Source organism: Streptomyces sp. NPDC051582, assembly GCF_040681715.1.
GTDB lineage: Bacteria > Actinomycetota > Actinomycetes > Streptomycetales > Streptomycetaceae > Streptomyces.
On sequence record NZ_JBFAZJ010000021.1, the window covers coordinates 94,920 to 121,121 of the forward strand.

Here is a 26,202-nt window from a genome sequence, read left to right on the forward strand (position 1 = left end):
TATCGTCAGGCAGACGACTATGATCGCGGCATGTCGCCCTACGACCCGTCGGCCTATCCGCCCTTCGCTGTCACCGTCGACCTGGTCGTGCTCACCGTGCGGCGTCACGCGCTCTGTGCGCTCGTCGTCCGGCGGGGTGAGCAGCCGTTCCAGGGACGCTGGGCCCTGCCCGGCGGCTTCGTCCGCGGCGACGAGGACCTGGCCGCGGCCGCGGCCCGCGAGCTCTCCGAGGAAACCGGCCTGTGCGCCCACGACCCGGCCGAGCCGGGCGCGGACAACGGCGCGCACCTGGAACAGCTGGCCACCTATGGGGATCCCAAGCGCGATCCGCGCATGCGCGTCGTCAGCGTCGCGCATCTGGTCCTGGCTCCGGACCTGCCCGCGCCCCGGGCCGGCGGAGACGCCAACAGCGCCCGCTGGGCCCCCGTCGACGAACTCCTGGCCGCCTCGGACCAGGCGGCCGCCGGGCTCGCCTTCGACCACGCCCGGATCCTCGCCGACGGCGTGGAGCGCGCCCGCTCCAAGATCGAGTACTCCTCGCTGGCCACGGCCTTCTGCCCGCCCGCGTTCACCGTCGGCGAGCTGCGCCGGGTCTACGAGGCCGTGTGGGGCGTGGCCCTCGACCCCCGCAACTTCCACCGCAAGGTCACCGGGACCCCCGGATTCCTGGTGCCGGCCGGCGGGACGACGACCCGTCAGGGCGGCAGGCCCGCCCAGCTGTTCCGGGCCGGCGGGGCGAACCTGCTCAATCCGCCGATGCTGCGTCCCGAGGTCTGACGCGTCGACACGGACGCGAACGCGCCCCGGCTACCCCGAAAATCGGACATATCGCGTTATCTTGCTTGCGGTACTCACATTGCCGCAGAGCGGTCTCACCCCCCGCGAGAGAAGCGATGCTCCAGGCCATCGGACTCACCAGCACACCCCGTCGAGACCTCCCACCCCTGGTGGACGACCTCACCTTCGAGGCCCGCCCGGGAACCGTGACCGCCCTCCTCGGCGAGCCGGGATCGGGCAAGACCACCGCACTGCGGCTCATGCTCGAACTCGAACCGGGCCGCGGTGTCACCTACTTCCGCGGCCGCCCGCTGCACCGGATCCCGTATCCCGGCCGTGAGGTCGGGGTGCTGCTCGGCGACGTGCCCGGCAACCCCTCGCGGACCGTCCTGAGCCAGCTGCGGATGCTGTGCGCCGCCGCAGGGGTGCCGGCCTCCCGGGCCGACACCATGCTGGCGGTCGTCGGCATCGCGGGCCTGCGCGACCAGCGGCTCGGCTCGCTCTCGCTCGGCATGGAGCGCCGGGTCGCGCTGGCCGCCGCCCTGCTCGCCGACCCGTGCACCCTGCTCCTCGACGAGCCCACCGCCGGACTCTCGCCCCGCGAACGCGGCTGGCTCCACGGGCTGCTGCGCGGGCACGCCTCCCTCGGCGGCGTGGTGCTCTTCACCACCGACGACGCCAAGGAAGCCGCCCGCAGCGCCGACCGGGTCGTCAGCATCGAGGCGGGCCGGCTCGTCGCCGACCAGGACGCGGCCGAGTTCGCCCGGACCCGGCTGCGACCGCGGGTCGCCGTGCGCAGCCCGTACGCCGCCCGGCTGGCCGACGTACTCGGCCGGGAGGCGCGGGCCGCCCAGCGCGCGGTGGAGATCGTCGAGGAGAGCGGCAGCCGTCTGTCGGTGTACGGCAGCAGCTGCGCGGAGGTGGGGGAGGCGGCGTTCCGGCACGGCGTGCTGGTCCACCAACTCGCCGACGAAACCGGGGACGCCGGCGCGCCCTGCCCGCCCGTACCGCCGGTCCCGCAGGCGCGCACCGAGCCGGATGGCGCCGCAGCCCAGGCGCACGCGATCGCCGCCACCGCCGCGGCGCGCAGCATGCGCCCGGCCTCCACGGTGCGCCGGGTGGGCGGACCGCTGCGGCCACTGCGCTACGAGCTGCGCCGGGTCTTCGGCACCGCCACGCCGCTGCTCACCGCGGCCGCCGTCGTCGCCGTCTCCGTCGTCACCGCCCTGGTGCTGGCCCGGTCCGGCGGGACCCCGCAGAACCGGCTGCTCGCCGCCTGGCCGAAGCTGCTGCCCCTGCCCCCCGCCGCCCTCGGCGCCGGACTGCTCGGCGCCCTGGCCTTCGGTGAGGAGTACCGCTACCCCGCGCTCGCCGCCGACCGGGGCACCGTGCCGCGCCGCGTGGGCCTGCTCGCCGCCAAGCTGGTGGTCGCCGCCGCCCTCGCCCTGGCCTTCGGCGCCCTCGCGGTCACCGCGGACGCCGCCGCCCTCAAGCTCGTCTTCGACCGCGGCCCGCTGCGCGCGCCCGGGCAATGGACGGCCCCGGCCGTGAGTTGGGCCGGGCTGCTCATCGGCTGCGCGTGGGCCGGCGTCCTGGCCTCCGGCGTCTTCCGGTCGGCGGTCGCGGGCCTGGCCGCCGTGCTCGCCGTACCGCTCATCGTGGTCCCCCTCGTGCGCAAAGCACTGGAGGGGCCGTCCGCGTACGCGGCGAGCGGGCTCGCGGCCCGGCTGCGCGGACTGGCCTGGGCGCAATGGCCCCCCGAGGCCGACCGCCTGGTCCTGGGCGCCCTGCGGGTGATGGCCCAACCCGTCGGCACGGCTCTGCTGTTGTCGCTGATGGTCCTGTTGTGCGCCTATGGGTTCACAGGACTGCGCAGCCGCGTCCGTTGGTAAAGGACCGATGGTGATCGCTGCGGTGCCGGAGAAAGTCCGAAGGGGACCGAACCCGGCCGCATCACGTGAACCGGACCACAACTCCCCGCAAAGAGCCCGGTTCTTTACGATAAGTCGTCAATTGCGTAGGTGGCACCGATCACCCTTTCGTGTGCTTTTCACCAAAGACCTCAAGGGTCATCCGGACACGGCCGACAAAGGATTCGTGAGTACCCTTGCGCACACCATGATGACCGCCGCCCGCCACGCCGACTCCGGCCTCGCCGGCCCGGGCGAACTCGACCGCTACCCCTACGCGGAGGCCTCCGGGACCGACCGCGTCGCAGCGCCCCACTGGGACGGCGCCGACGTCGAGTTGAGCCGGGTCGGCCGCCGCGCGGCAGGCAGCCGCGGCCGCGGACTGCACGGCCAACTCGTCCAGCAGCTCGGCCAGATGATCGTCTCCGGCGACCTCGGCGCAGACCGGCCCCTGGTCCCCGAGGAGATCGGCCAGCGCTTCGAGGTCTCCCGCACGGTGGTCCGCGAATCGCTGCGCGTCCTGGAGGCCAAGGGCCTCGTCAGCGCCCGCCCCAATGTCGGCACCCGCGTCCGGCCGGTCGCCGACTGGAACCTGCTCGACCCCGACATCATCGAGTGGCGCGCCTTCGGCCCCCAGCGCGACGACCAGCGCCGCGAGCTCAACGAGCTCCGCTGGACCATCGAGCCCCTCGCCGCCCGCCTCGCGGCAGGCCACGGGCGCCCGGACATCCAGCAGCGCCTCGCCGACATGGTCGAGATCATGGGCCACGCCCTCGGCCAGGGCGACGCGATCACCTTCGCGCGCGCCGACAACGAGTTCCACGCCCTCCTCATCCAGGTCGCGGGCAACCGCATGCTGGAGCACCTCTCCGGCATCGTCTCCTCCGCCCTCCAGGTCTCCGGCAGCCCCATCACCGCCTGCGACCGCCCGGGCGAGACGTGCGTCGCGCACCACGCCCGCATCGTCGAGGCCCTCGCCGCCGGCGACGCGACGGGTGCCGAGACCGCCATGCGTCAGCTGCTGATGGTGCACCCGGAGGTCGAGCGCGTGGTCCCCGCCCCGCGCGAACACTGACGCGCGGACGGGCGGCGGGGCGGGCGCCGGGGCGGTCGGGAGGCCGGGGTGTGACTCGGGCCACGAAGATTGGGCGTAACACTCCGCGAGGTCGAGCGATGACCTAGAGAGGTGATGGCCGACGGAGGGAAGACAGCAGCCCTTGCGGGTGCTGTGCAGCTCCCCGGCCCCTGCCCGCGCCCCCGGCCCATCCCCAGTCGGTGGTCGTCGGCTCCGGTCCAGCACCATCCGGCCGGGGTCGGAAGCCGTTTCCATCGTTCCGAGAGGTTGTTCGTGTCGGCCAGCACATCCCGTACGCTCCCGCCGGAGATCGCCGATTCCGAGTCTGTGATGGCGCTCATCGAGCGGGGCAAGGCCGAGGGGCAGATCGCCGGCGATGACGTGCGTCGGGCCTTCGAGGCTGACCAGATTCCTGCGACCCAGTGGAAGAATGTTCTGCGCAGCCTCAACCAGATCCTCGAGGAAGAGGGTGTGACGCTGATGGTCAGTGCCGCGGAGTCGCCCAAGCGCACCACCCGTAAGAGCGTCGCAGCGAAGACCCCGGCCAAGCGGACGGCCACGAAGACCGTCGCGGCGAAGACGACGGCTGCGCAGCCCGTCGCCGCCGCGGCACCCGAGGCCCAGACGGTGGATCCGGAGCCCGTGGACGCTCCCGCGGAGGAGCCCGGAACCGAGCCCGCCGCGAAGAAGACCGCGGCGAAGAAGACGGCGGCCAAGAAGGCGGCCCCCGCCAAGAAGACCGCGGCGAAGAAGACGGCCGCGAAGAAGACCGCCGCCAAGAAGGACGCCGACGACGGGGGCGAGGAGGAGTCCTCGGAGGAAGGCCCCGGCGCGGCCAAGGCGGAGGGCGAGGAGGAAGAGGACGGCGGCGAGAGCAAGGGCTTCGTCATCTCCGACGACGAGGACGACGCCCCGGCCCAGCAGGTCGCCGTGGCCGGCGCCACCGCCGACCCCGTCAAGGACTACCTCAAGCAGATCGGCAAGGTCCCCCTCCTCAACGCCGAGCAGGAGGTGGAGCTCGCCAAGCGCATCGAGGCGGGCCTCTTCGGCGAGGACAAGCTGGCCAACTCCGACAAGCTGGCGCCCAAGCTCAAGCGCGAGCTGGAGATCATCGCCGAGGACGGCCGCCGCGCCAAGAACCACCTGCTGGAGGCCAACCTCCGCCTCGTGGTCTCGCTGGCCAAGCGCTACACCGGCCGCGGCATGCTCTTCCTGGACCTGATCCAGGAGGGCAACCTCGGCCTGATCCGCGCGGTCGAGAAGTTCGACTACACCAAGGGCTACAAGTTCTCCACGTACGCGACCTGGTGGATCCGCCAGGCGATCACGCGCGCCATGGCCGACCAGGCCCGCACCATCCGCATCCCGGTGCACATGGTCGAGGTCATCAACAAGCTCGCCCGCGTGCAGCGCCAGATGCTCCAGGACCTGGGCCGCGAGCCCACCCCGGAGGAGCTGGCCAAGGAACTCGACATGACCCCCGAGAAGGTCATCGAGGTCCAGAAGTACGGCCGCGAGCCGATCTCCCTGCACACCCCGCTCGGCGAGGACGGCGACAGCGAGTTCGGCGACCTCATCGAGGACTCCGAGGCGGTCGTCCCGGCCGACGCCGTGAGCTTCACGCTCCTTCAGGAGCAGCTGCACTCGGTGCTCGACACCCTCAGCGAGCGCGAGGCGGGCGTGGTCTCGATGCGCTTCGGCCTCACCGACGGCCAGCCGAAGACCCTCGACGAGATCGGCAAGGTCTACGGGGTCACGCGCGAGCGGATCCGACAGATCGAGTCCAAGACGATGTCGAAGCTGCGCCACCCGTCCCGCTCCCAGGTCCTGCGCGACTACCTGGACTGACAGGGGCGCCGACCGGCCCGAAGACGGCGGGCCGAGGACGCTGCGGAGGTGGCCGTGCGCGGGTGCGCACGGCCACTTGGCGTCCCACTCTGGGTGGAGTCATGCACACTCAGAGTCAGGAGGCCTCATGCGTCGTCCCTTTTCCCGTGCTCTGGCGGGCGCGCTGACCCTGGTGGCGGGGGCGGCCGCGGCGCCGCTGGCCCAGGCGCCGCACGCAGCCGCGGACAGTGTGGTGATCGGCGGGAAGCCGGTGAAGGCGGCCGACAACCCGTGGGTGGTGGCCCTCGCCAGCCGTGACCGGTTCGGGGGTACGCGGGGCGGCCAGTTCTGCGGAGGCGTCATCGTGGGCCCGACCAAGGTGCTGACCGCCGCCCACTGCCTGGGCCGGCAGGTGCTGGGCGGACCGGTCGAGTCCGTCCGCGACTTCCGGGTGATCACCGGGCGTACGGAGCTGCGCGCGGCCGAGGGCCGCGAGATCCCGATCCGCTCGGCCCGGGTGAACCCGGCGTACGACGTCCGCAGCAACGCCGGGGACCTGGCCGTACTGGAGCTGGCCGAGGCCGTGCCCGCCCACTACGTGCTCCCCATGGCCGGTGCGGGGCATCCCGGATACGCGGCGGGCGGCGAGGCGGCCGTGTACGGCTGGGGCGATACGAGCGGGTTCGGCGACTACGCGTACGCGCTGCGTGCCGCACGCGTGACGGTGCTGGCCGACGACGTCTGCCGGCGGGCCTACCCCGGCGACGCCGACGGGCAGTACCGGCCCGACTCCATGGTGTGCGCGGGACACCGCGACGGCGGCCGGGACGCCTGCCAGGGGGACAGCGGCGGACCGTTGGTCGCGCAGGGCAGGCTCATCGGGCTGGTGTCCTGGGGGCGGGGCTGCGGGCGCCCCGACAGCCCGGGGGTGTACACGAAGATCGCGCCGCTCACCGGCTTCGTGACGGCTCCGGAGACGGCCCCGCGGCGAAGCGAGGGCCATGACGTCGCGTGGGGTGCCCAAAGGGGCTCCGGACCGGCCGCACGGCCCGTACAGGGGCATGTGGCCGAGGAGCCTCGGGGATCCGCGGGTGCGCCGGGCGGACGGCACCGGCCCGGGGGCCGCTAGTCGAACCGCGTCGAGAGCCGCCGGACGTGAGGACGGGCGGCACCCCTGGGTCTCAGGGGTGCCGCCCGTCGACCGGCCTGGCCGGTCCTGGCTCGTCGGATGCGAGGTACAGGCCTGTGTCAGCGGTCCTCGGTGTCGGCATTGGCCGTCGGAGCGGACGTGAGCCGCTCGGTCTCATCCTGTATATCCGCGGCGATCTTCTTGAGTTCCGGCTCGAACTTACGCCCGTGGTGGGCGCAGAACAGCAGTTCACCGCCGCTCAGCAGGACGACGCGCAGATATGCCTGGGCGCCGCAACGGTCGCATCGGTCAGCGGCCGTCAGCGGGGTCGCGGGTGTCAGAACAGTAGTCACGTCGCCTCTTCTCTAGCTCGACGAGCTGTCGTACCAGGGTCAACATCCAACCAGGCCGAAAACGTTCCCGCTCGCGGCTTTTCCTCGAAACTTCCTTCCGAAGCTGGCCGGCTGCTGCCGGTTGGCGGCGAAGGAGCCGTATTGCGTTGCTTTACGGTTTCGCGTTGTCAGTCGTTCGCTTGTTGCAGTTCCGTCCTCGCCGGCTGAGTGCCGGTTGTGAATGAGGACGTGCCCGAACCCTAAATGGTTCATGCCTGGAAGGGAACGTGATGTTTGCTTCACCCGGCTGGGGGATCGAACACCCGTGCGGTCCTGCACTAGGCTGATGTAGGCGCGAGGGTGGCGTTGCATCGGCTCTACCAGGCCTCGGTACCCTTCGACGGGCAACCGAGCCACCCTGCGCCCGACAGGGCCAGGAAAAGAAATTCAGCGAGGAGCGAACTGCGTGACCGCCGACACGTCCGTGCCTTCCAGCGCACTGCTGTCCGGAGCAGACCGGGACGGCTCCAACTACACCGCGCGGCACCTGCTCGTCCTCGAAGGCCTAGAGGCCGTTCGCAAGCGCCCCGGCATGTATATCGGTTCCACCGACTCCCGAGGCCTCATGCACTGCCTCTGGGAGATCATCGACAACGCCGTCGACGAGGCCCTGGGGGGCTACTGCGACCACATCGAGGTGATCCTCCACGAGGACGCCTCGGTCGAGGTCCGTGACAACGGCCGCGGCATCCCCGTCGACGTCGAGCCCAAGACCGGGCTGTCCGGCGTCGAGGTCGTCATGACCAAGCTGCACGCGGGCGGCAAGTTCGGCGGCGGCTCGTACGCGGCCTCCGGCGGCCTGCACGGCGTCGGCGCCTCCGTGGTCAACGCCCTCTCCGCCCGGCTCGACGTGGAGGTGGACCGCAACAGCTCCACCCACGCGATCAGCTTCCGCCGCGGCGTTCCGGGCATGTTCACCGAGCAGGGCCCCGACAGCCCGTTCGACCCCGCCAACGGCCTGCGCAAGGCCAAGCGCGTCGCCAAGGGCAAGACCGGCACCCGGATCCGCTACTGGGCCGACCGCCAGATCTTCCTCAAGGACGCCAAGCTCTCCCTGGAGACGCTCTACCAGCGTGCCCGCCAGACCGCCTTCCTCGTCCCCGGCCTGACCCTCGTCGTCCGCGACGAGCGCGCCATCGACGGGGCCGGCAAGACGGAGGAGACCTTCCGCTTCGACGGGGGCATCAGCGAGTTCTGCGACTACCTCGCGCAGGACAAGGCCGTCTGCGACGTGCTGCGCCTGAGCGGACAGGGCACCTTCAAGGAGACCGTCCCCGTCCTCGACGAGCGCGGCCACATGACCCCCACCGAGGTCACCCGCGAGCTCGGCGTGGACATCGCTCTGCGCTGGGGCACCGGGTACGAGACGCAGGTCAAGTCCTTCGTCAACATCATCGCCACGCCCAAGGGCGGCACCCACATGACCGGCTTCGAGCGCTCGGTCGCCAAGACGGTGAACGAGGTGCTCCGCTCGGCGAAGCTGCTGCGCGTCGCCGAGGACGACGTGGTCAAGGACGACGCGATGGAGGGCATGACGGCGGTCGTCACCGTCCGGCTGGCCGAGCCGCAGTTCGAGGGCCAGACCAAGGAGGTGCTCGGTACCTCGGCGGCCGCCCGGATCGTCGCGGCCGTGGTCGCCAAGGAGCTGAAGGCCTTCCTGACCAGCACGAAGCGTGACGACAAGCAGCAGGCACGCGCCGTGATGGAGAAGATCGTCGCGGCTGCCCGGACCCGGATCGCCGCCCGCCAGCACAAGGAGGCGCAGCGCCGCAAGACCGCGCTGGAGACCTCCTCGCTGCCGGCCAAGCTGGCCGACTGCCGCAGCGACGACGTGGAGCGCAGCGAGCTCTTCATCGTCGAGGGCGACTCCGCCCTCGGTACGGCCAAGCTGGCGCGGAACTCGGAGTTCCAGGCGCTCCTGCCGATCCGCGGCAAGATCCTCAACGTCCAGAAGTCGTCGGTCTCGGACATGCTCAAGAACGCCGAGTGCGGCGCGATCATCCAGGTCATAGGGGCCGGCTCGGGCCGGACCTTCGACATCGACGCCGCGCGGTACGGCAAGATCGTCCTGCTCGTCGACGCCGATGTCGACGGCGCGCACATCCGCTGCCTGCTGCTCACGCTCTTCCAGCGGTACATGCGCCCGATGGTCGAGGCGGGCCGGGTGTTCGCCGCGGTGCCGCCGCTGCACCGGATCGAACTCGTCCAGCCCAAGAAGGGCCAGGACAAGTACGTCTACACCTATTCGGACAACGAGCTGCGCCAGACCCTGCTCGAATTCCAGCGCAAGAACGTCCGGTACAAGGATTCGATCCAGCGCTACAAGGGCCTCGGCGAGATGGACGCGGACCAGCTGGCGGAAACGACCATGGACCCCCGCTTCCGCACGCTGCGCCGCATCAACATCGGCGACCTGGACTCCGCCGAGCAGGTCTTCGACCTGCTGATGGGCAACGAGGTGGCGCCGCGCAAGGAGTTCATCACGAGCTCCGCGGCCACCCTGGACCGCTCCCGCATCGACGCCTGACCGACGCACACACCGGCACCACGGCACACCGGTGCTCTTCGCTCCATCACCTGTTGGAGTGAAGAGCACCGGGACACCAGTCCGGAAAACGTCCATACCGCACATCCTTGTGAGCACGCGGCCAATGCGGCAGCGGACAAGGAGAGTTCGGTGGACAAGCACGAAGGTCCCGATGCCGGAACGATCCGGCTCGACGACCCCTGGTACGACGCGCTCGCCGTCGGCTGGGGGGAGGGCGAGGGCGGGGAACCGCCGCCCCCGCGCCCGGCCGTCGGCGGCCGGGCCGCGCCCGGGGCGTCCGACATCTACCTCGAAGTGCAGCGCAGCGCCGCCTTCCAGGAGGTCCGCAGCCGCTACCGCGGGTTCGTCGTCCCCGCGACCGCCGGATTCCTCCTCTGGTACGTCGCCTACGTGGTCGCGGCGACCATGGCCCCCGGCATCATGGCCCGGCCCGTGTTCGGGGCCGTCAACGTGGCCCTGCTGGCGGGTCTCGGCCAGTTCCTCAGCACCTTCCTGCTGACCTGGGCGTACTCCCGGCACGCGCGGCTGCGCCGGGACCGGGCCGCGCTCGACCTGCGCTGGACGGTCTTCGAGCAGGAACGCGGCCAGGAGCGGAACCGGAACCAGAGCCGGGGGGCCGGCCGGTGACCACGGAACACCAGACGCTCGCCCTGATCCTGTTCAGCCTCTTCATCGCGGTCACCCTGGGGATCACCACCTGGGTCAGCCGCAACCGGCACGGCTCCGCCGAGGAGTTCTACGCGGGCGGGAGGCTGTTCTCGCCCATGGAGAACGGTTTCGCCATCGCCGGCGACTACATGTCCGCCGCCTCCTTCCTCGGCATCTCCGGCCTGATCGCCCTCTTCGGCTACGACGGCCTGCTGTACTCGGTGGGCTTCCTCGTCGCCTGGCTCGTCGTGCTCTTCCTCGTCGCCGAACTGGTCCGCAACTGCGGCCGCTTCACCCTCGCCGACGTGGTCGCGGCCCGGATGAGCGAGCGCCCCGTACGGATCGCCGCCGGCGCCTCCTCCGTCACCGTCTCGGTGCTGTACCTCGTCGCGCAGATGGTCGGTGCGGGCAGCCTGGTCGGCCTGCTGCTCGGCGATTCGGGCACCGCCGCCCGCACGCTGACCGTGATCGGGGTCGGCGCGCTCATGGTGGTCTACGTGTCCTTCGGCGGCATGCGGGCCACGACCTGGATCCAGATCGTGAAGGCCGTGCTGCTCATGGGCGGGGCCGTCACCCTCACCGTGCTCGTCCTGCTGCGCTTCCACGGGGACTTCGACCAGCTGCTCACCAGTGCCGCCGAGCGCAGCGGGCACGGGCGGCGGTTCCTGAGCCCGGGGCTCAAGTACGGCGCCGACTGGACCTCGCGCTTCGACTTCATGAGCCTCGGCCTCGCGCTGGTCCTCGGGACGGCCGGGCTGCCGCACATCCTGTCGCGCTTCTACACGGTGCCCACGGCGCGGGCGGCCCGCCGGTCGGTGGTGTGGGCGATCGCGCTGATCGGCGGCTTCTACCTCATGACCATCGTGCTCGGGTTCGGGGCGGCCGCCCTGGTGGGCCCCGATGAGGTGCGGGCCTCCAACGCCTCGGGGAACACGGCGGTCCCGCTGCTCGCGGCGTTCCTGGGCGGCGGGGCCGGATCGACCGGGGGAGCGGTGCTGTTCGCGTTCGTGGCGGCGATCGCCTTCGCCACGATCCTGGCCGTGGTCGCCGGGATCACGCTGGCCTCCTCGGCCTCGGTGGCGCACGACCTGTACGCCTCGCTCAAGCGCCGCCACGCGCGTCAGCGCAGCGAGGTCGCGGTCGCCAGGGTCGCGGCGGTCGGGATCGGGGCGGTGGCGATCGCCCTGGGGCTGCTCGCCCAGGACCTGAACGTGGCGTTCCTGGTGGGGCTGGCCTTCGCGGTGGCGGCCTCGGCCAATCTGCCGGTGCTGCTGTACTCGCTCTTCTGGAGGGGTTTCACCACGCGGGGCGCGGTCTGGTCGGTTTACGGCGGGCTGGTTCCGGCCGTCGTGCTGGTCGTCCTGTCGCCGGTGGTCTCCGGCAGCCCGGAGTCCCTCTTCCCGGGTGTGAGCTTCCAGTTCTTCCCGTTGCAGAACCCCGGTCTGGTCTCGATCCCGCTGGGCTTCCTGGCGGGCTGGCTGGGCACGGTGACCTCGGCCGAGGAGCCGGGCGAGGCGAAGTACGCGGAGACGGAGGTCCGTTCGCTGACCGGAGCCGGGGCCGTCTGAGCGCGGCTCCCGTTGCGGTCCGCCGGATCAGGTGCCCTCGGACGGGAGCCAGGAATAGCGGTGTTCCGGGCGCCCCGTCTCGCCGTAGCGCAGGGCCAGGGTGACCCGGCCGCTGCGCTCCAGGAGCTTGAGGTAGCGCTGGGCGGTCTGGCGGCTGATGCCGGCGCGGTCGGCGATCCGCTGGGTGGAGAGCGGGCCTTCCGCGGAGCGCAGGACCTGGCGGACCAGCTCGGCGGTGGTGGCGGAGTGGCCCTTGGGCAGCTCGTTCGGGGAGCCGGCGGCGGCGAGGGCGCCGAAGATCCGGTCCACCTCGTCCTGTTCGGCCTCGCCGCCCGTCTCCAGGGTGCGGCGCAGGGCCCCGTACGCCTCCAGGCGGGTGCGCAGGCCGGCGAAGGTGAAGGGTTTGACCAGGTATTGAAGGGCGCCGAGGCGCATGGCGTTCTGGACGGTGGCCAGGTCGCGGGCGGCCGTGACCATGATCACGTCGGTGCGGTGGCCGAGCTGGCGCAGTCGGCGGACCAGGTCCAGGCCGTTCTCGTCCGGGAGGTAGTGGTCGAGGAGGATCAGGTCCACGGGATGGGTGTCGAGACGGGCCAGCGCCTCGGCCGCCGAATGGGCCTGGGCGACGACACGGAAGCCGGGAACCTTGGCCACGTACGCCGCGTTGATCCGGGAAACACGCACGTCGTCGTCGACGACCAATACGTGGATGTCCTGGATGTCGTGGATCGGGGCCCCGGTCATCGCAGGGCCTCCGGGAGTACGACGGAGAACTCCGCCCCTCCGTCCGCTGCCTCGCCGGCCCGGGCCGTGCCGCCCTGGCGTTCCGCGAGGCGGCGTACGAGCGCGAGACCGAGCCCGCGCTCGCGGTGGGCCTTGGGCTGCTTGGTCGACCAGCCTTCGGTGAAGATCTCCTCGCGGCGGGCGGCCGGGACGCCGGGGCCGCTGTCGCGTACCCGGAGGATCGCGGTACGGCCTTCGGCGCGCAGCTCGACCTCGACCAGGGGTGCGGCGGAGCCGGCCGCCGCGTCCAGCGCGTTGTCCACCAGGTTGCCCGTGATGGTGACCAGCCCGCCGGGGTCGACGAGGCCGTCGGGCAGGAAGGTGGCGTCGGCGAGCCGCAGCGGGACGCCGCGCTCGGCCGCGACGGTCGCCTTGCCCACCAGGAGGGCGGCCAGCAGCGGGTCGTGGACCTTCTCGGTGACCTGTTCGGCGGTGCTGCGATGCACTCCGACGACCTCGGTGACGAACTCCACCGCCTCCTCGTGCAGGCCCAGCTCCAGCAGGCCGAGGAGGGTGTGGAGGCGGTTGGCGTGTTCGTGGTCCTGTGCGCGCAGGGCGTCGATCAGGCCCTTGGTGGAGTCGAGTTCGCGGCCGAGGTGTTCCAGCTCGGTGCGGTCGCGCAGGGTGGCGACGGCGCCGCCGTCCTCGGTGGGCATCCGGTTGGAGACCAGCACCCGGGGGCCCTGGACGGTCAGCAGGTCTCGGCCGGTGACGCGGCCGGCGAGGACGTCGGTGGTGCGGCCGGCGCCCAGTACGTCGTCCAGCGGGCGGCCGGCGACGGTGGCGGCCGTGCCGGGGGCGAGGCCCAGCAGCCGGGCGGCCTCGTCGTTGACCAGCCGGACCCGGCCGTCGCTGTCGAGGGCGATCACACCCTCGCGGATGGAGTGCAGCATCGCCTCGCGCTCCGCGAGGAGCCCGGCTATGTCGGAGAAGGCCAGATCGCGGGTCTGGCGCTGGATCCGGCGGGAGAGCAGGTAGGCGGCCAGCGCGCCGGCCGCCAGGGCGCCGCCCGCGTAGGCGAGCAGACCCGGGATGGCGCCGAGCAGCCGGTCGTGGACGCTGTCGTAGGCGATGCCGACGGAGACGGCGCCGACGATTTCCCCGTCGGCGGCGATCAGCGGGACCTTGCCGCGGGCGGAGCGGCCGAGCGTGCCCTCGTCGATCTCCATGACCTCGCGGCCCGCCAGGGCGTCGCTCGGGTCGGTGGAGACGGGCAGTCCGATCCGGTCGGCGCCGGGGTGCGAGCGCCGGATGCCGTCCAGGTCCATGACCACCACGTACTCGGCTCCCGTGGCGCGGCGGATCCGCTCGGCCGAAGCCTGGACCGGGCTGTCGGCGCTCGGCCCGGAATCGAGGAGGTCGGCGGCCAGCGACGGGTCCGCCGCCGCGCTCTGGGCGATGGCCAGGGCGCGCCGCATGGCCTGGTCGTCGAGCTGCGCGCCGAGCGGGGCCAGGAAGAGCCCGGTGGCCAGTACGACGACCCCGGCGGCGATGGCCAGCTGGGTGAGCAGGATCTGCGAGACGGCCCGTCTGGGCAGCCCGAGGCGCCGAGCGCTCATGTGGAGGAACCGCATGACCAGCAACGGTAGGTCGCCTTCGGCCGAAGCGGAATTTCTCATGTGTACGCAAATGGCTTGCGTGATTTGCGTCCAGGTTGCGCAAGTGATGACGCGACGAAAATGCGGTCGCAGCAGTAGACCTCTCGGCAAAGCTCTGCAACTCTCGCACGGCATAGCGCAAATTCCTGTCTCACCTGGTTCAGAAAACTCATGCCGAGGGACGAGGACATATGAGAAGGCTCCACTGGAGAGGACGGGCGCTGGCCGCCCTGACCGCCACGGCCCTGCTGATGGTGGGATGGCCCGCCCTGACCGCCGAGGCCGCCGGCGGCCCGAGCATCGCGGCGGGCCGCCCCGCCGCGGCGAGCAGCAGCAGCGCCGCCTACCCGGCCGCCAACGCCACCGACGGCAACCGGTCCACGTATTGGGAGAGCACGGCCTGGGAGAGCGCCGGCGGCGCCTCCCCGCAATGGGTGCAGACCGATCTCGGTGCCACCACCCGCGTCGACCAGGTGGTGCTCAAGCTGCCCGCCGCCTGGGAGAGCCGCAACGAGACCTTGTCCGTCCAGGGCAGCGACGACGGCACCGCCTTCACCACCCTGGTGAGCTCGGCGACGTACACCTTCGGCCAGGGCAGCGGGAACACCGTCACGATCACCTTCCCCGCCTCCCGGACCCGGTACGTCCGGATCGACATCACGGCGAACACCGGCCGGCAGGCGGCCCAGCTCTCCGAGCTGGAGGTACGCGCCGCCGGTGAGTCCTCGGCCAACCTGGCCCTCGGCAAGACCCTGACCACCAGCAGCAGCACCCAGACCTACCTCCCGCCCCACGCCAACGACGGCAGCCCGGACAGCTACTGGGAGAGCGCCAACAACGCCCTGCCCCAGTGGCTGCAGGCCGACCTCGGCGCCTCCGTCCGCGTGGACCGCGTGGTGCTGCGCCTGCCCGGGGGCTGGGGAGCCCGCACCCAGACCCTGAAGCTCCAGGGCAGCGCCAACGGCACCGACTTCACCGACCTGACCGCGTCCAAGGCCTACGCCTTCGACCCGGCGAGCGCCAACACGGTGACCGTCACCTTCGACGCCACCACCACCCGCCACCTGCGGGTCCTCGTCTCGGCCAACTCCGTCCAGCCCGGCGGACAGATATCCGAGCTGGAGATCTACGGCCCGCGGACCGGCGACACCCAGCCCCCGACGGCCCCCGCGGAACTCGCCTACACGGAGCCCGCCACCGGCCAGATCAAGATCACCTGGAAGGCAGCCACCGACAACACCGCCGTCACCGGCTACGACGTGTACGCGAACAACCAGCTGCGCACCAGCGTGGCCGGCGACGTGACCACCTACACCGACACCCAGCCCACCGGTACGAGCGTCACCTACCGGGTCCGGGCCAGGGACGCCGCCGGGAACCAGTCGCCCGACAGCAACAGCGTGACCCGGGCCGCCGACGCCGGAGACACCCAGGCGCCCACCGCCCCCGGCGCCCTGGCCTTCACCCAGCCCGCCGCCGACCAGGTCAAGCTGGCCTGGCAGGCGTCCACCGACAACGTCGGCGTCACCGGCTACGAGGTGTACGCGAACAACGTGCTGCGCACGACGGTCGCCGGAAGCGCCACCACGTACACCGACACCCAGCCGGCCGACGCCACCGTCAGTTACTTCGTCCGGGCCAAGGACGCGGCGGGCAACCGCTCCGGCGACAGCTTCACCGTCACCCGCAACGGCGCCGGAGGCGACGGCTCCAACCTGGCCGTCGGAAAGCCGATCACCGGCTCTTCCGTGATCCACACCTACGTCGCGGAGAACGCCAACGACAACAGCACCTCCACCTACTGGGAGGGCGCGGCCGGGGCCTACCCCAGCACCCTGACGGTCAAGCTCGGCGCCAACGCCGACGTCGACCGCCTGGTCCTCAAGCTCAACCCGGACAGCAGCTGGGGCACCCGCACCCAGAACATCCAGGTCCTGGGCCGGGAGCAGGGCGCCCCGGGCCCCACGAACCTGGTCGCGGCACAGGACTACGTCTTCGACCCGGCGTCCGGCGCCAACACCGTCAGCGTGCCGGTGCACGCCCGCGTCGCGGACGTGCAGCTCCGCTTCACCGCCAATACCGGGGCCTCGGGCGGCCAGATCGCCGAGTTCCAGGTCATCGGCGTCCCCGCGCCCAACCCCGACCTGGAGGTCACGGGCCTGAGCGCGACCCCCGCGGCCCCGGTCGAATCGGACCCGGTCACGCTGTCCGCCACCGTCCGCAACAGCGGTCCGGCCCCGGCCGCCGCCACCGCCGTCACCTTCAAGCTCGGCGGCAGCCCGGTGGGCGCGGCGAACGTACCCGCCCTTGCCGCGGGAGCCACGGCCACCGTCACCGCCGGCATCGGCGCGCGCGACGCCGGCACCTATCCGCTGAGCGCGACCGTCGACGAGGCGAACACGGTCATCGAGCAGAACGACACCAACAACACCCGCACCGGCTCCCCGCTGGTGGTCCGCCCGGTCGACAGCTCCGACCTGGTCGCCTCCGCCGTGAGCTGGTCCCCGAGCGCCCCGTCCGCCGGCCGGCCGGTCGACTTCACCGTCGCCGTCCGGAACCAGGGCACCCTCGCGGCCGCCTCCGGCGCGCACGGAATCACCCTCACCCTCCAGGACGCGGCCGGCGCCACCGTACGTACGCTCACGGGCTCCTTCAGCGGGGCTCTGGCTCCCGGCGCCTCGACCGCCCCGATCGCGCTCGGCAGCTGGCCGGCCGTCAACGGCAAGTACACCGTCAAGGCGGTTCTCGCCGACGACGCCAACGAGCTCCCGGTCAAGCGCGCGAACAACACCTCCACCAAGCCCTTCTTCGTCGGCCGCGGGGCGAACATGCCCTTCGACACGTACGAGGCGGAGGAGGCCGCGGTCGGCGGCGGAGCCACGGTCGTCGGCCCCAACCGCACCATCGGCGACATCGCCGGAGAGGCCTCCGGCCGCAAGGCCGTACACCTCGACGCGACGGGCGAGTACGTCGAGTTCACCACCCGCGCCGCCACCAACACCCTGGTCACCCGCTTCTCCATCCCGGACGCCCCGGGCGGCGGCGGGATCGACTCCACCATCGACGTCTACGTCAACGGCACCTTCAAGAAGGCCCTGCCGCTGACCTCGAAGTACGCCTGGCTGTACGGAGCCGAGGCCGCCCCGGGCAACTCGCCGGGCTCCGGAGCCCCGCGGCACATCTACGACGAGGCCAACCTGCTGCTGGGCGAGACCGTCCCGGCGGGGAGCAGGATCCGCCTGCAGAAGGACGCGGCCAACACCACGAGTTACGCGATCGACTTCGTCAGCCTGGAGGAGGCCGCCGTCACGCCCAACCCGGACCCGGCGACGTACACCGTGCCCGCCGGCTTCACCCACCAGGACGTGCAGAACGCCCTGGACAAGGTCCGCATGGACACCGGCGGCAAGCTGGTCGGCGTCTACCTGCCACCGGGCGATTACGAGACGGCCGGCAAGTTCCAGGTGTACGGCAAAGCCGTCCAGGTGCTCGGCGCCGGGCCCTGGTTCACCCGCTTCCGCGCCCCGGCCGGGCAGGACAACACCGACAACGGCTGGCGTGCGGAAGCCAGTGCCAAGGGCTCGTCCTTCGCGGGGTTCGCCTCCTTCGGCAACTACACCTCGCGCATCGACGGCCCCGGCAAGGTGTTCGACTTCTCCAACGTCACCGACATCACCATCGAGGACATCTGGAACGAGCACACCGTGTGCCTCTACTGGGGTGCCAACACCGATCGCATCACGATCAAGAACTCCCGGATCCGCGACACGTTCGCCGACGGCATCAACATGACGAACGGCAGCACGGACAACCTCGTGTCCAACAACGAGGCGCGCTCCACGGGCGACGACAGCTTCGCCCTGTTCTCCGCGATCGACGCGGGCGGCGCGGACATGAAGAACAACCTGTACGAGAACCTGACCGCGATCCTGACCTGGCGCGCGGCCGGTGTGGCCGTCTACGGCGGGTACGACAACACCTTCCGCAACATCCACATCGCCGACACCCTCGTCTACTCGGGCGTCACCGTCAGCTCGCTGGACTTCGGGTACCCGATGAACGGTTTCGGCACCGATCCGACGACGTTCGAGAACGTCTCGATCGTCCGCTCCGGCGGCCATTTCTGGGGCGCGCAGACCTTCCCCGGGATCTGGCTGTTCTCGGCCTCGAAGGTGTTCCAGGGCATCAGGATCAACAATGTCGACATCGTCGATCCGACGTACAGCGGCATCATGTTCCAGACGCAGTACATCGGGGGCCGGCCGGTCAACCCGATCAAGGACACCGTCCTGAAGGACATCACCATCACCGGGGCGAAGAAGAGCGGCGACGCCTTAGACGCCAAGTCCGGCTTCGGACTCTGGGCGAACGAGATGCCCGAGGACGGGCAGGGTCCGGCGGTCGGTGAGGTCACCATCCACAACCTGAAGACGAGCGACAACGCCGTGGGCGTGCGGAACACGACCTCGACGTTCAGGATCAACCAACTGCCCTAGCCCCGGCGGGGCGCGAGGACGGGTGGTGGGGCGGCTCCGGGGTGCTTCCGGGGCCGCCCCATCGACCCGCAAGCGACTTGCATTTCTTGCGCTACTCTTGCGCGCATGACGCGACGACTTGCTCAAGTGGCGAAGAAGGTGGGAGTCAGCGAGGCAACGGTCAGCCGGGTGCTCAACGGCAAGCCGGGCGTCTCGGAGACCACCCGGCAGTCCGTGCTCACCGCCCTCGACGTCCTCGGCTACGAGCGGCCCACCCAGCTGCGCGGCGAGCGCGCCCGGCTGGTCGGCCTGGTGCTGCCGGAGCTGCAGAATCCGATCTTTCCCGCGTTCGCCGAGGTCATCGGCGGGGCGCTGGCGCAGCAGGGACTGACCCCGGTGCTCTGTACGCAGACCACCGGCGGGGTCTCCGAGGCGGACTACGTCGAACTCCTCCTCCAGCAGCAGGTGTCCGGCGTCGTCTTCGCCGGCGGCCTCTTCGCGCAGGCCGACGCCCCGCACGGGCACTACCGGCTGCTGTCCGACCGCAAGGTCCCGGTGGTGCTCATCAACGCCTCCATAGAGGACCTCGGCTTCCCCTGCGTGGCCTGCGACGACGCCGTCGCCGTGGAGCAGGCCTGGCGCCACCTGGCCTCCCTGGGGCACGAGCGCATCGGCCTGGTGCTGGGCCCGCCCGACCACATCCCCTCCCTGCGCAAGCTGACGGCCGCCCAGGCGGTCGCCGCGGCGGCCGGCGCCGAGCTGCCCCCCGCCCACGTGGAGCGGGCCCTGTTCTCGCTGGAGGGGGGCCACGCGGCCGCCTCCCGGCTGCTCGACCGCGGGGTCACCGGCATCATCTGCGCGAGCGACCCGCTCGCGCTCGGCGCCGTACGGGCAGCCCGCCGCCGAGGGCTCAACGTGCCCCGGGAGGTCTCCGTGGTCGGCTACGACGATTCGGCGTTCATGAACTGCACCGAACCCCCGCTGACCACCGTCCGCCAGCCCATCGAAGCCATGGGCCGGGCCGCCGTCGAGCTGCTGACCGCGCAGATCCAGGGCGCGGCCGTACAGCCCGGTGAGCTGCTCTTCGAGCCCGAGCTCGTGGTCCGCGGCTCCACCGCCCAGGCCCCGCGCGCGTAGCTCCGTACCCACCCCGTACACGCGGGGAAGGGCTCCGGAACGTCACCAGGACGTTCCGGAGCCCTTTTTGTGTCCCGTGTCCGACGCGAGGATGTCAATGTCTTACGGAATCTGCACGAGATATTGCGTCCATCTGTGGGCGGTGGTTGAGTGTGCCGCGCTCGCCCCCACGCCTCCTGCCCGATGCTCGAAGGGGACCACCGATGAGAACCAGCCTCCGCCGCGGCACCGCGGCCGCCCTTGTCTCCGCCCTCGCCGTCTCGGCCCTCGCGGCCTGCGGTACGAGCAGCAGTGGGGACGGCACGTCAGCGCAGCCGAGCGGCGGTTCCGCCGACGCCACCGCACCGCTCGACCCGAAAACGAAGGTCACCCTCTCCATCGACTGCATGCCGCCCGCGGCCAAGGCGGCCGAGCTCAAGGAGTGGAAGGAGGACGTGGCGGAGTTCAACAAGGCGTACCCGAACGTCACGATCGAGGGCCGCTCCACCCCCGGCCAATGCCTGGAGCCCCCGCGCTTCACCGCGATGCTCAAGGCCAAGTCCCAGCCGGACGTGTTCTACGCGTACTTCACGGACCTGCAGCAGGTGCTCGACAACGACGGAGCCGAGGACATCTCCGCCTACGTCACCCCGCAGTCGGTGCCCGCCCTCGACGACATCGACAAGAACGTCCTGGGCGTCCTCAAACGGGACGGCAAGCTCTACGGCCTGCCCACCAGCAACTACACGATGGGCCTGCTGGTCAACCGCAAGCTCTTCCAGCAGGCCGGACTGAACCCCGACACCCCGCCGCGCACCTGGGAAGAGGTCCGGGCGGCCGCCAAGAAGATCGCGGCCCTCGGCAACGGCACCGCCGGCTACGGCGAATACAGCGTCGAGAACACCGGCGGCTGGCACTACACGGCCGCCATGTACGGCCTCGGCGCAGACATCGTCGGCGCCGACGGCAAGGCCGCCTTCAACAACCCCACCGGACAGCGGATCGCCGGCAACCTCCACGCCATGCGCTGGGAGGACGACAGCATGGGCAAGACGCAGCTGCTCAAGTGGGGCGACCTGCAGAAGCAGATGGCCTCCGACAAACTCGGCATGTTCCTCGCCGCGCCCGACGACATCACGTACATGGTCCAGCAGCTCGGTGCCACGTACGAGAACTTCGGCATGGGCCCGCTCCCCGGCGGCGCGGCCACCCTGGCCGGCGGCAACGGGTACATGATCAAGAAGGGCGGCTCGCCCGACAAGATCAAGGCCGCCGTGGCCTGGCTGAACTTCAAGACCCTCGCGGTCGGCAAGGGCCAGTTCCGGTACGACCGCTCCAAGGCCGACGGCCTGCCGGTCGGACTCCCGCAGCCGGCCTTCTTCACCGGCGCGAGCAAGGCGAAGGACGACGAGCTGAAGGCCGCGAGCGCCACCATGCCCGTGGCCAACTTCAAGGCCTTCCTGGACGACCCGGTACCCGGCAAGGCGGAGCCGCGGAAGGCGCAGGAGGTCTACAAGATCCTCGACAAGGTGGTGTCCGGGGTCCTCACCGACAAGGACGCCGACGCCGCGCAGCTCCTCGCCGAGGCGGAGAGAGCCGTCAACCGGCTGCTGGCGAACCAGTAGGAGGGGGCGGGATGTCGGCCACCGCCCCGGAGGGCTTCCGCCGGGCGCTCAAGCGGAACCTCACGGCCCACGGCTTCCTGATCGGCGCCGTCCTCTGCTTCTCCTTCTTCTCCTGGTACCCGATGGTCAGGGAGTTCCTGCTGGCCTTCCAGAAGACGGAGTCCGGCACCACCCGATGGGTCGGCTGGGACAACTTCCGTCACGTCTTCCAGGACCCGGGCTTCTGGCAGGCCTGGCGCAACACCCTGCTCTTCACCGCACTCGCCCTGGTCCTCGGCTTCCTGCTGCCCTTCCTGGTCGCCGTCGTCATCAACGAATTCCGGCACGCGCAGGGCTACCTGCGCCTGCTGGTCTACCTGCCCGTGATGATGCCCCCGGTGGCCTCGGTCCTGCTGTTCAAGTACTTCTACGACCCCGGTTACGGCCTGTTCAACAAGGCCCTGGAATTCCTGCACCTGCCGGCGCAAGACTGGCTGCAATCCAGCGACACCGCCATGCTGTCCGTGGTCATCGCGTCGACCTGGATGAACATGGGCAGCGCGACCCTGATCTACCTCGCCGCCCTCCAGGGCATCCCGGGGGAGCTGTACGAGGCCGCCGAGCTCGACGGCGCCGGAGTGCTGCGCAAGGTCTGGCACGTCACCGTTCCGCAGACCAAGCTCATCCTCTCGCTCATGCTGCTGATGCAGATCATCGCGACGATGCAGGTGTTCACCGAACCGTTTCTGCTGACCGGCGGCGCCGGCCCCGAAGGCTCGACCACCACCGTCGTCGTCCTCGTCTACCAGTACGCCTTCGACTTCAACCAGTACGGCGGCGCCGCGGCCCTCGGCCTGTGCCTGCTCGTCCTGCTCTCCGGCTTCTCCGCCCTGTACGTCCGCCTCAGCCGCGACAACGAGAGCTGACAGGAGCCCCGCCCATGGCAGAGCGCACCCTGATATCCCCCGCCCGGCTGGGCCGCACCCGGGGAAAGGTCCTCTACTGGTCCGTCCTCGCCGTGGTGGTCACCGGCTTCACCGTCGTCTTCCTCGGCCCCCTCTACTGGATGGTGGCGAACGGCCTCAAGAGCACCGAGGAGTTCGCCCGCGTCCCGCCCACCCTGGTGCCGCACTCCGCGCACACCGCCAACTACACGGCCGCCTGGAAGGTCATGGACCTCGCCAGGCTGCTGTTCAACACCCTCTACTACGCCATCGGAGCCCTCGCCTTCCAGCTCGTCTTCGACGTCGGCGCCGCCTACTCGCTGTCCCGGCTGCGCCCGGTGCTCGGCAAGGCGGTCCTCGGCATGATGCTGGCGACCCTCATGATCCCGGCCGCCGTCCTCGTCGTGCCGCAGTACCTCACCGTCCTCGACATGCCGCTCATCCGGCGGAACCTGCTCGACTCACCCTGGGTCATCTGGCTGCCGTCGGTCACCAACGCCTTCAACATCTTCCTGCTGAAGCGGTTCTTCGACTCCATCCCGCAGGAGATCCTCGACGCCGCCTCCATCGACGGGGCGAGCGCCCTGCGCGCCCTGCGCTCCGTGGTCCTGCCGATGTCCCGGCCCGTCCTCGGCGTCGTGTCGATCTTCGCGGTCGTCGGGGTCTGGAAGGACTTCCTCTGGCCGATGCTGACCCTCCCCGACCCCGCGCTGCAGACCCTGAACGTCGGCATCTACTCGCTGTCCTCCGGGGTGCCCGAGAACCACCTCATCGCCGCCCTCGCCCTGGCCTGCGCGCCCACGCTCCTCATCTTCCTGGTCTTCCAGCGCAACATCACGAGCGGTCTGACGGCGGGCTCCCTCAAGGGCTGACCGGCCGCCCCCTGTGAAAGGAGCCCCCGTGGCTGACCTTCCCCTGCCCGTGGACGCCGCCGACTGGTGGCGCTCGGCCGCCATCTACCAGGTGTACGTCCGCAGCTTCGCCGACGGCGACGGGGACGGCACCGGCGATCTCGCGGGCGTCCGGGCCCGCCTTCCGTACCTCGCCGAACTGGGCGTGGACGCCCTCTGGTTCACGCCCTGGTACCTCTCCCCGCTCGCCGACGGGGGCTACGACGTCGCCGACTACCGCACCATCGACCCGGCCTTCGGCACCCTCGCCGAGGCCGAGAAGCTCATCGCCGAGGCCCGCGCGCTGGGGCTGCGCACCATCGTCGACATCGTCCCCAACCACGTCTCGGACCAGCACGCCTGGTTCCGGGCCGCCCTCGCCGCCGGCCCGGGCAGCCCCGAGCGCGAGCTCTTCCACTTCCGGCCCGGCCGCGGCGAGAGGGGCGAACTGCCCCCGGGGGACTGGCCCTCGCAGTTCAACGGCGCCGCGACCTGGACCCGCGTACCGGACGGCGAGTGGTACCTGCACCTGTTCACCCCGCAGCAGCCCGACCTCAACTGGGCCCACCCGGCCGTGCGCCGGGAGCACGAGGAGGTGCTGCGCTTCTGGTTCGATCGCGGCGTGTCCGGGGTGCGGATCGACTCCGCCGCCCTGCTCGCCAAGGACCCGGCCCTGCCCGATCTGGCCGGCCGGCCGGCCGAGCCCTGGCCGCCCGGCACCGGTGAGGTACACCCGTACATCGACCGTGACGACCTGCACGTCATCTACCGCTCCTGGCGCGCGATCGCCGACTCCTACGGAGCCGTATTCGTCGGCGAGGTCTGGCTGCCCGACTCCGAGCGCTTCGCCCGCTACCTGCGCCCCGACGAGCTGCACACCGCCTTCAACTTCTCCTTCCTCAGCTGTCCCTGGGACGCCGGACGGCTGCGCACCTCCATCGAGGAGACCCTCGCCGAGCACGCTCCGGTCGGCGCCCCGGCGACCTGGGTGCTCTGCAACCACGACGTGACCCGTACCGTCACCCGCTACGGGCGCGCCGACACCGGATTCGACTTCGCCGCCAAGGCCTTCGGCACCCCCACCGACCCGGCCCTCGGCACCCGGCGGGCGCGCGCCGCGGCCCTGCTGACGCTCGCGCTGCCCGGCGCCGTGTACGTCTACCAGGGGGAGGAACTGGGTCTGCCGGAAGCGGACGTACCGATCGACCGGATCCAGGACCCCATGCACTTCCGCTCCGGCGGCACCGACCCGGGGCGCGACGGGTGCCGGGTGCCGCTGCCGTGGACCGCCGAGCCCTGGCACGACCCCTGGCTGCCGCAGCCCGCCGACTGGGGCACGTACGCCGCGGACCGCCAAGACGGAGACCCGGATTCGATGCTCGGCCTGTACCGGACGGCCCTCGGGCTGCGCCGCGCGGCCGGCGGCTTCGGGGGCGGCTCGCTCGCGTGGCTGGAGACTGCGCCCGGGGTGCTGGCCTTCGCCCGCCCGGACGGGCTGGTCTGCGTGGTCAACCTGGCCACCGGGGCGGTCCCGCTGCCCGCGCACACGAGCCTCCTGCTGAGCAGTTCGGCCCTGGACGCGGCCGGGCTGCTTCCGCAGGACACGGCGGTCTGGCTGCGGACCTGACTCCGCGGCCGGACCGCCGCCGCCCGCCCCACGAGAGGCGCTACGGCATCGGCTGTGGCGGACGGGGCCCCTGGTACTGGCCGCTCGGGCGCATCCGGAGCGGCCGCTCCTGGTACTCCTCCAGGGCGTGCGCCATCCAGCCCGCGGTGCGGGACACGGCGAACACCGTCTCCCCGGCCTCGGCCGGCATCCCGCAGGACACCGTCAGCACCGCCAGCGCCAGGTCGACATTGGCGTGCAGCCCGCCCCGTCGGGCCGCCGCCGTCGCGACGACCTCGCGGGCGGCCGCCAGCGCCGGACCGGCCCGCGGCACGTCCTCCAGCCGGGCGAACAGCGCCGTGGCCCGCGGGTCCTCGCCCTCGTACAGCCGGTGCCCGAGCCCCGGAACCCGTCGTCCCGAGCGCAGGTGGTCCGCGACCACGGGTGCGGCCCCGCCCCGATCCAGCGCCTCCGCCAGCATCCGGTGCGCGAGCCGTCCGGCCGCGCCGTGCAGCGGGCCTTCGAGGGCGCCGAGGCCGGCCGAGACCGCCGCGTACGGATGGGCCCGCGCGGACGCCGCCACCCGTACGGCCAGGGTGGAGGCGGCCAGATCGTGGTCGATGAGCAGGGTGAGGGCCAGGTCCAGCACGGCCAGCGCGTCCGGGTCCGGCTCCCGCTCCGTCAGCCGGCTCCACAGCTGCCGGGCCAGCCGCCCGTCCCCGCGCCAGCCGGCCGGGCCCACCTCGGGCAGTGCGCCGACCAGCGTCGGGATCAGGCAGCGCGCGGAGCCCAGTACGGCCTCCTCGGACAGGTCGAAGCGCAGCGGATCCGCCACCGCGGCGGCGGCCGTCGCCACCCGGAGCCGGTCGATCGGACCGCTGTGCTCGGGCAGCGCGGCGACCGCGCGCCGGGCGGCGGCCAGCACCTGCGGGGGAGCCGTGAACCGTGCGCCGCGCGGCAGCGTCCCGGTCCAGAGCCACTCGGCGACTTCCTCGTAGCGGTACCGGGACGCCAGCTCGACGGCGTCCACGCCCCGGAAGTAGTACCGGTCGGGCTCGATCAGCGTGAGCGAGGTCCGTACGGAGAGCTCCGCGCCCGGGGGCGCCGCCGCCTCGCGCCGGCTGCGCAGGGCCAGGGCCTCCACCTCGCGCGCGTCGAAGCTGCTGCCGCGGCCGACCGGATCGCGGCGGCTGGTGAGCTGGCCGCGGCTGACGTACGCGTACACCGTCGCGGGCTTCACCCCCAGCAGTTCCGCCGCCTGCCGGGTGCTGATCCGGCGCTCGCCGTCCGCCTGGTCGTTCATGACACACAC

At 71.5% G+C, this 26,202-nt stretch carries 18 protein-coding genes; 14 read left to right on the forward strand and 4 right to left on the reverse strand.

Features of this window, described 5'->3' with window-relative positions:
- Window positions 1-30: 30 nt before the first annotated feature.
- The 5 genes from AB0M92_RS25730 (at window position 31) to AB0M92_RS25750 (ending at window position 6,718) form a co-directional block, all read left to right on the forward strand.
- Entirely contained in the window at window positions 31-777 is a 747-nt protein-coding gene (locus tag AB0M92_RS25730; protein WP_366104641.1) for an NUDIX domain-containing protein, read from the forward strand.
- Window positions 778-893: 116 nt separating this feature from the next.
- Window positions 894-2,669 (forward strand): ATP-binding cassette domain-containing protein, encoded by a 1,776-nt coding sequence (locus AB0M92_RS25735; RefSeq protein WP_366104642.1) that lies wholly within the window; start codon window positions 894-896, stop codon window positions 2,667-2,669.
- 151 nt (window positions 2,670-2,820) lie between these two features.
- A complete protein-coding gene (locus tag AB0M92_RS25740; protein ID WP_366104643.1) occupies window positions 2,821-3,762 on the forward strand; it encodes a FadR/GntR family transcriptional regulator in 942 nt (313 codons plus the stop codon).
- Between the two features lie 273 nt (window positions 3,763-4,035).
- Window positions 4,036-5,610, forward strand: coding sequence for an RNA polymerase sigma factor (locus tag AB0M92_RS25745; RefSeq protein WP_366104644.1), 1,575 nt, complete (start codon window positions 4,036-4,038; stop codon window positions 5,608-5,610).
- Window positions 5,611-5,737: 127 nt separating this feature from the next.
- Window positions 5,738-6,718: a serine protease gene (locus AB0M92_RS25750; RefSeq protein ID WP_366104645.1), complete on the forward strand. Its 981-nt coding sequence runs from the start codon at window positions 5,738-5,740 to the stop codon at window positions 6,716-6,718.
- Window positions 6,719-6,837: 119 nt separating this feature from the next.
- On the opposite strand, the gene AB0M92_RS25755 is transcribed toward AB0M92_RS25750, so the two are convergent.
- Entirely contained in the window at window positions 6,838-7,071 is a 234-nt protein-coding gene (locus tag AB0M92_RS25755; RefSeq protein ID WP_030154305.1) for a hypothetical protein, read from the reverse strand.
- 445 nt (window positions 7,072-7,516) lie between these two features.
- On the opposite strand from AB0M92_RS25755, the gene AB0M92_RS25760 reads away from it, so the two are divergent.
- The 3 genes from AB0M92_RS25760 to AB0M92_RS25770 all read left to right on the forward strand — a co-directional run bounded on the left by AB0M92_RS25760 (window position 7,517) and on the right by AB0M92_RS25770 (window position 11,874).
- On the forward strand, window positions 7,517-9,637 hold the full coding sequence (locus tag AB0M92_RS25760) for a DNA topoisomerase IV subunit B (protein ID WP_366104646.1): 2,121 nt from the start codon (window positions 7,517-7,519) through the stop codon (window positions 9,635-9,637).
- A 150-nt stretch (window positions 9,638-9,787) separates the two neighbouring features.
- A complete protein-coding gene (locus AB0M92_RS25765; RefSeq protein WP_366104647.1) occupies window positions 9,788-10,285 on the forward strand; it encodes a DUF485 domain-containing protein in 498 nt (165 codons plus the stop codon).
- A complete protein-coding gene (locus AB0M92_RS25770) occupies window positions 10,282-11,874 on the forward strand; it encodes a cation acetate symporter (RefSeq protein ID WP_366104648.1) in 1,593 nt (530 codons plus the stop codon). The genes AB0M92_RS25765 and AB0M92_RS25770 overlap by 4 nt, the downstream gene beginning before the upstream one ends.
- Window positions 11,875-11,901: 27 nt before the next feature.
- On the opposite strand, the gene AB0M92_RS25775 is transcribed toward AB0M92_RS25770, so the two are convergent.
- Together AB0M92_RS25775 and AB0M92_RS25780 are read right to left on the reverse strand one after the other, a co-directional pair.
- On the reverse strand, window positions 11,902-12,618 hold the full coding sequence (locus tag AB0M92_RS25775; protein ID WP_366104649.1) for a response regulator: 717 nt from the start codon (window positions 12,616-12,618) through the stop codon (window positions 11,902-11,904).
- Window positions 12,615-14,231 carry an ATP-binding protein gene (locus AB0M92_RS25780; RefSeq protein WP_366104650.1) on the reverse strand — a complete coding sequence of 539 codons (1,617 nt, stop codon included), beginning with the start codon at window positions 14,229-14,231 and terminating at the stop codon, window positions 12,615-12,617. Before AB0M92_RS25780 ends, AB0M92_RS25775 begins: the two co-directional genes overlap by 4 nt.
- Window positions 14,232-14,446: 215 nt before the next feature.
- Between AB0M92_RS25780 and AB0M92_RS25785 the strand changes: the two genes are divergently transcribed.
- The 6 genes from AB0M92_RS25785 to AB0M92_RS25810 all read left to right on the forward strand — a co-directional run bounded on the left by AB0M92_RS25785 (window position 14,447) and on the right by AB0M92_RS25810 (window position 24,911).
- Window positions 14,447-18,751: a discoidin domain-containing protein gene (locus tag AB0M92_RS25785; RefSeq protein ID WP_366104651.1), complete on the forward strand. Its 4,305-nt coding sequence runs from the start codon at window positions 14,447-14,449 to the stop codon at window positions 18,749-18,751.
- Window positions 18,752-18,856: 105 nt separating this feature from the next.
- A complete protein-coding gene (locus AB0M92_RS25790; protein WP_366104652.1) occupies window positions 18,857-19,867 on the forward strand; it encodes a LacI family DNA-binding transcriptional regulator in 1,011 nt (336 codons plus the stop codon).
- Between the two features lie 203 nt (window positions 19,868-20,070).
- The gene (locus AB0M92_RS25795; RefSeq protein WP_366104654.1) at window positions 20,071-21,471 is read left to right on the forward strand and encodes an extracellular solute-binding protein; all 1,401 of its coding nucleotides are present in this window, start codon (window positions 20,071-20,073) and stop codon (window positions 21,469-21,471) included.
- An 11-nt stretch (window positions 21,472-21,482) separates the two neighbouring features.
- Window positions 21,483-22,376: a sugar ABC transporter permease gene (locus tag AB0M92_RS25800; protein ID WP_366104655.1), complete on the forward strand. Its 894-nt coding sequence runs from the start codon at window positions 21,483-21,485 to the stop codon at window positions 22,374-22,376.
- A 14-nt stretch (window positions 22,377-22,390) separates the two neighbouring features.
- Window positions 22,391-23,266, forward strand: a complete 876-nt coding sequence (locus AB0M92_RS25805; RefSeq protein WP_366104656.1) for a carbohydrate ABC transporter permease — start codon at window positions 22,391-22,393, stop codon at window positions 23,264-23,266.
- A 28-nt stretch (window positions 23,267-23,294) separates the two neighbouring features.
- Window positions 23,295-24,911: a glycoside hydrolase family 13 protein gene (locus tag AB0M92_RS25810; protein WP_366104657.1), complete on the forward strand. Its 1,617-nt coding sequence runs from the start codon at window positions 23,295-23,297 to the stop codon at window positions 24,909-24,911.
- 40 nt (window positions 24,912-24,951) lie between these two features.
- On the opposite strand, the gene AB0M92_RS25815 is transcribed toward AB0M92_RS25810, so the two are convergent.
- The gene (locus AB0M92_RS25815; RefSeq protein WP_366104658.1) at window positions 24,952-26,193 is read right to left on the reverse strand and encodes a citrate synthase; all 1,242 of its coding nucleotides are present in this window, start codon (window positions 26,191-26,193) and stop codon (window positions 24,952-24,954) included.
- Window positions 26,194-26,202: the final 9 nt, after the last annotated feature.

Excerpts from the sequence above, each read along its gene's own strand:
- AB0M92_RS25815 (WP_366104658.1), bottom strand. The coding sequence starts at position 26,193 with ATGAACGACCAGGCGGACGGCGAGCGCCGGATCAGCACCCGGCAGGCG.
- AB0M92_RS25785 (WP_366104651.1), top strand. The coding sequence starts at position 14,447 with ATGAGAAGGCTCCACTGGAGAGGACGGGCGCTGGCCGCCCTGACCGCC.
- AB0M92_RS25735 (WP_366104642.1), top strand. The coding sequence starts at position 894 with ATGCTCCAGGCCATCGGACTCACCAGCACACCCCGTCGAGACCTCCCA.
- AB0M92_RS25775 (WP_366104649.1), bottom strand. The coding sequence starts at position 12,618 with ATGACCGGGGCCCCGATCCACGACATCCAGGACATCCACGTATTGGTC.
- AB0M92_RS25805 (WP_366104656.1), top strand. The coding sequence starts at position 22,391 with ATGGCAGAGCGCACCCTGATATCCCCCGCCCGGCTGGGCCGCACCCGG.
- AB0M92_RS25795 (WP_366104654.1), top strand. The coding sequence starts at position 20,071 with ATGAGAACCAGCCTCCGCCGCGGCACCGCGGCCGCCCTTGTCTCCGCC.
- AB0M92_RS25750 (WP_366104645.1), top strand. The coding sequence starts at position 5,738 with ATGCGTCGTCCCTTTTCCCGTGCTCTGGCGGGCGCGCTGACCCTGGTG.
- AB0M92_RS25730 (WP_366104641.1), top strand. The coding sequence starts at position 31 with ATGTCGCCCTACGACCCGTCGGCCTATCCGCCCTTCGCTGTCACCGTC.
- AB0M92_RS25790 (WP_366104652.1), top strand. The coding sequence starts at position 18,857 with ATGACGCGACGACTTGCTCAAGTGGCGAAGAAGGTGGGAGTCAGCGAG.
- AB0M92_RS25780 (WP_366104650.1), bottom strand. The coding sequence starts at position 14,231 with ATGCGGTTCCTCCACATGAGCGCTCGGCGCCTCGGGCTGCCCAGACGG.
- AB0M92_RS25800 (WP_366104655.1), top strand. The coding sequence starts at position 21,483 with ATGTCGGCCACCGCCCCGGAGGGCTTCCGCCGGGCGCTCAAGCGGAAC.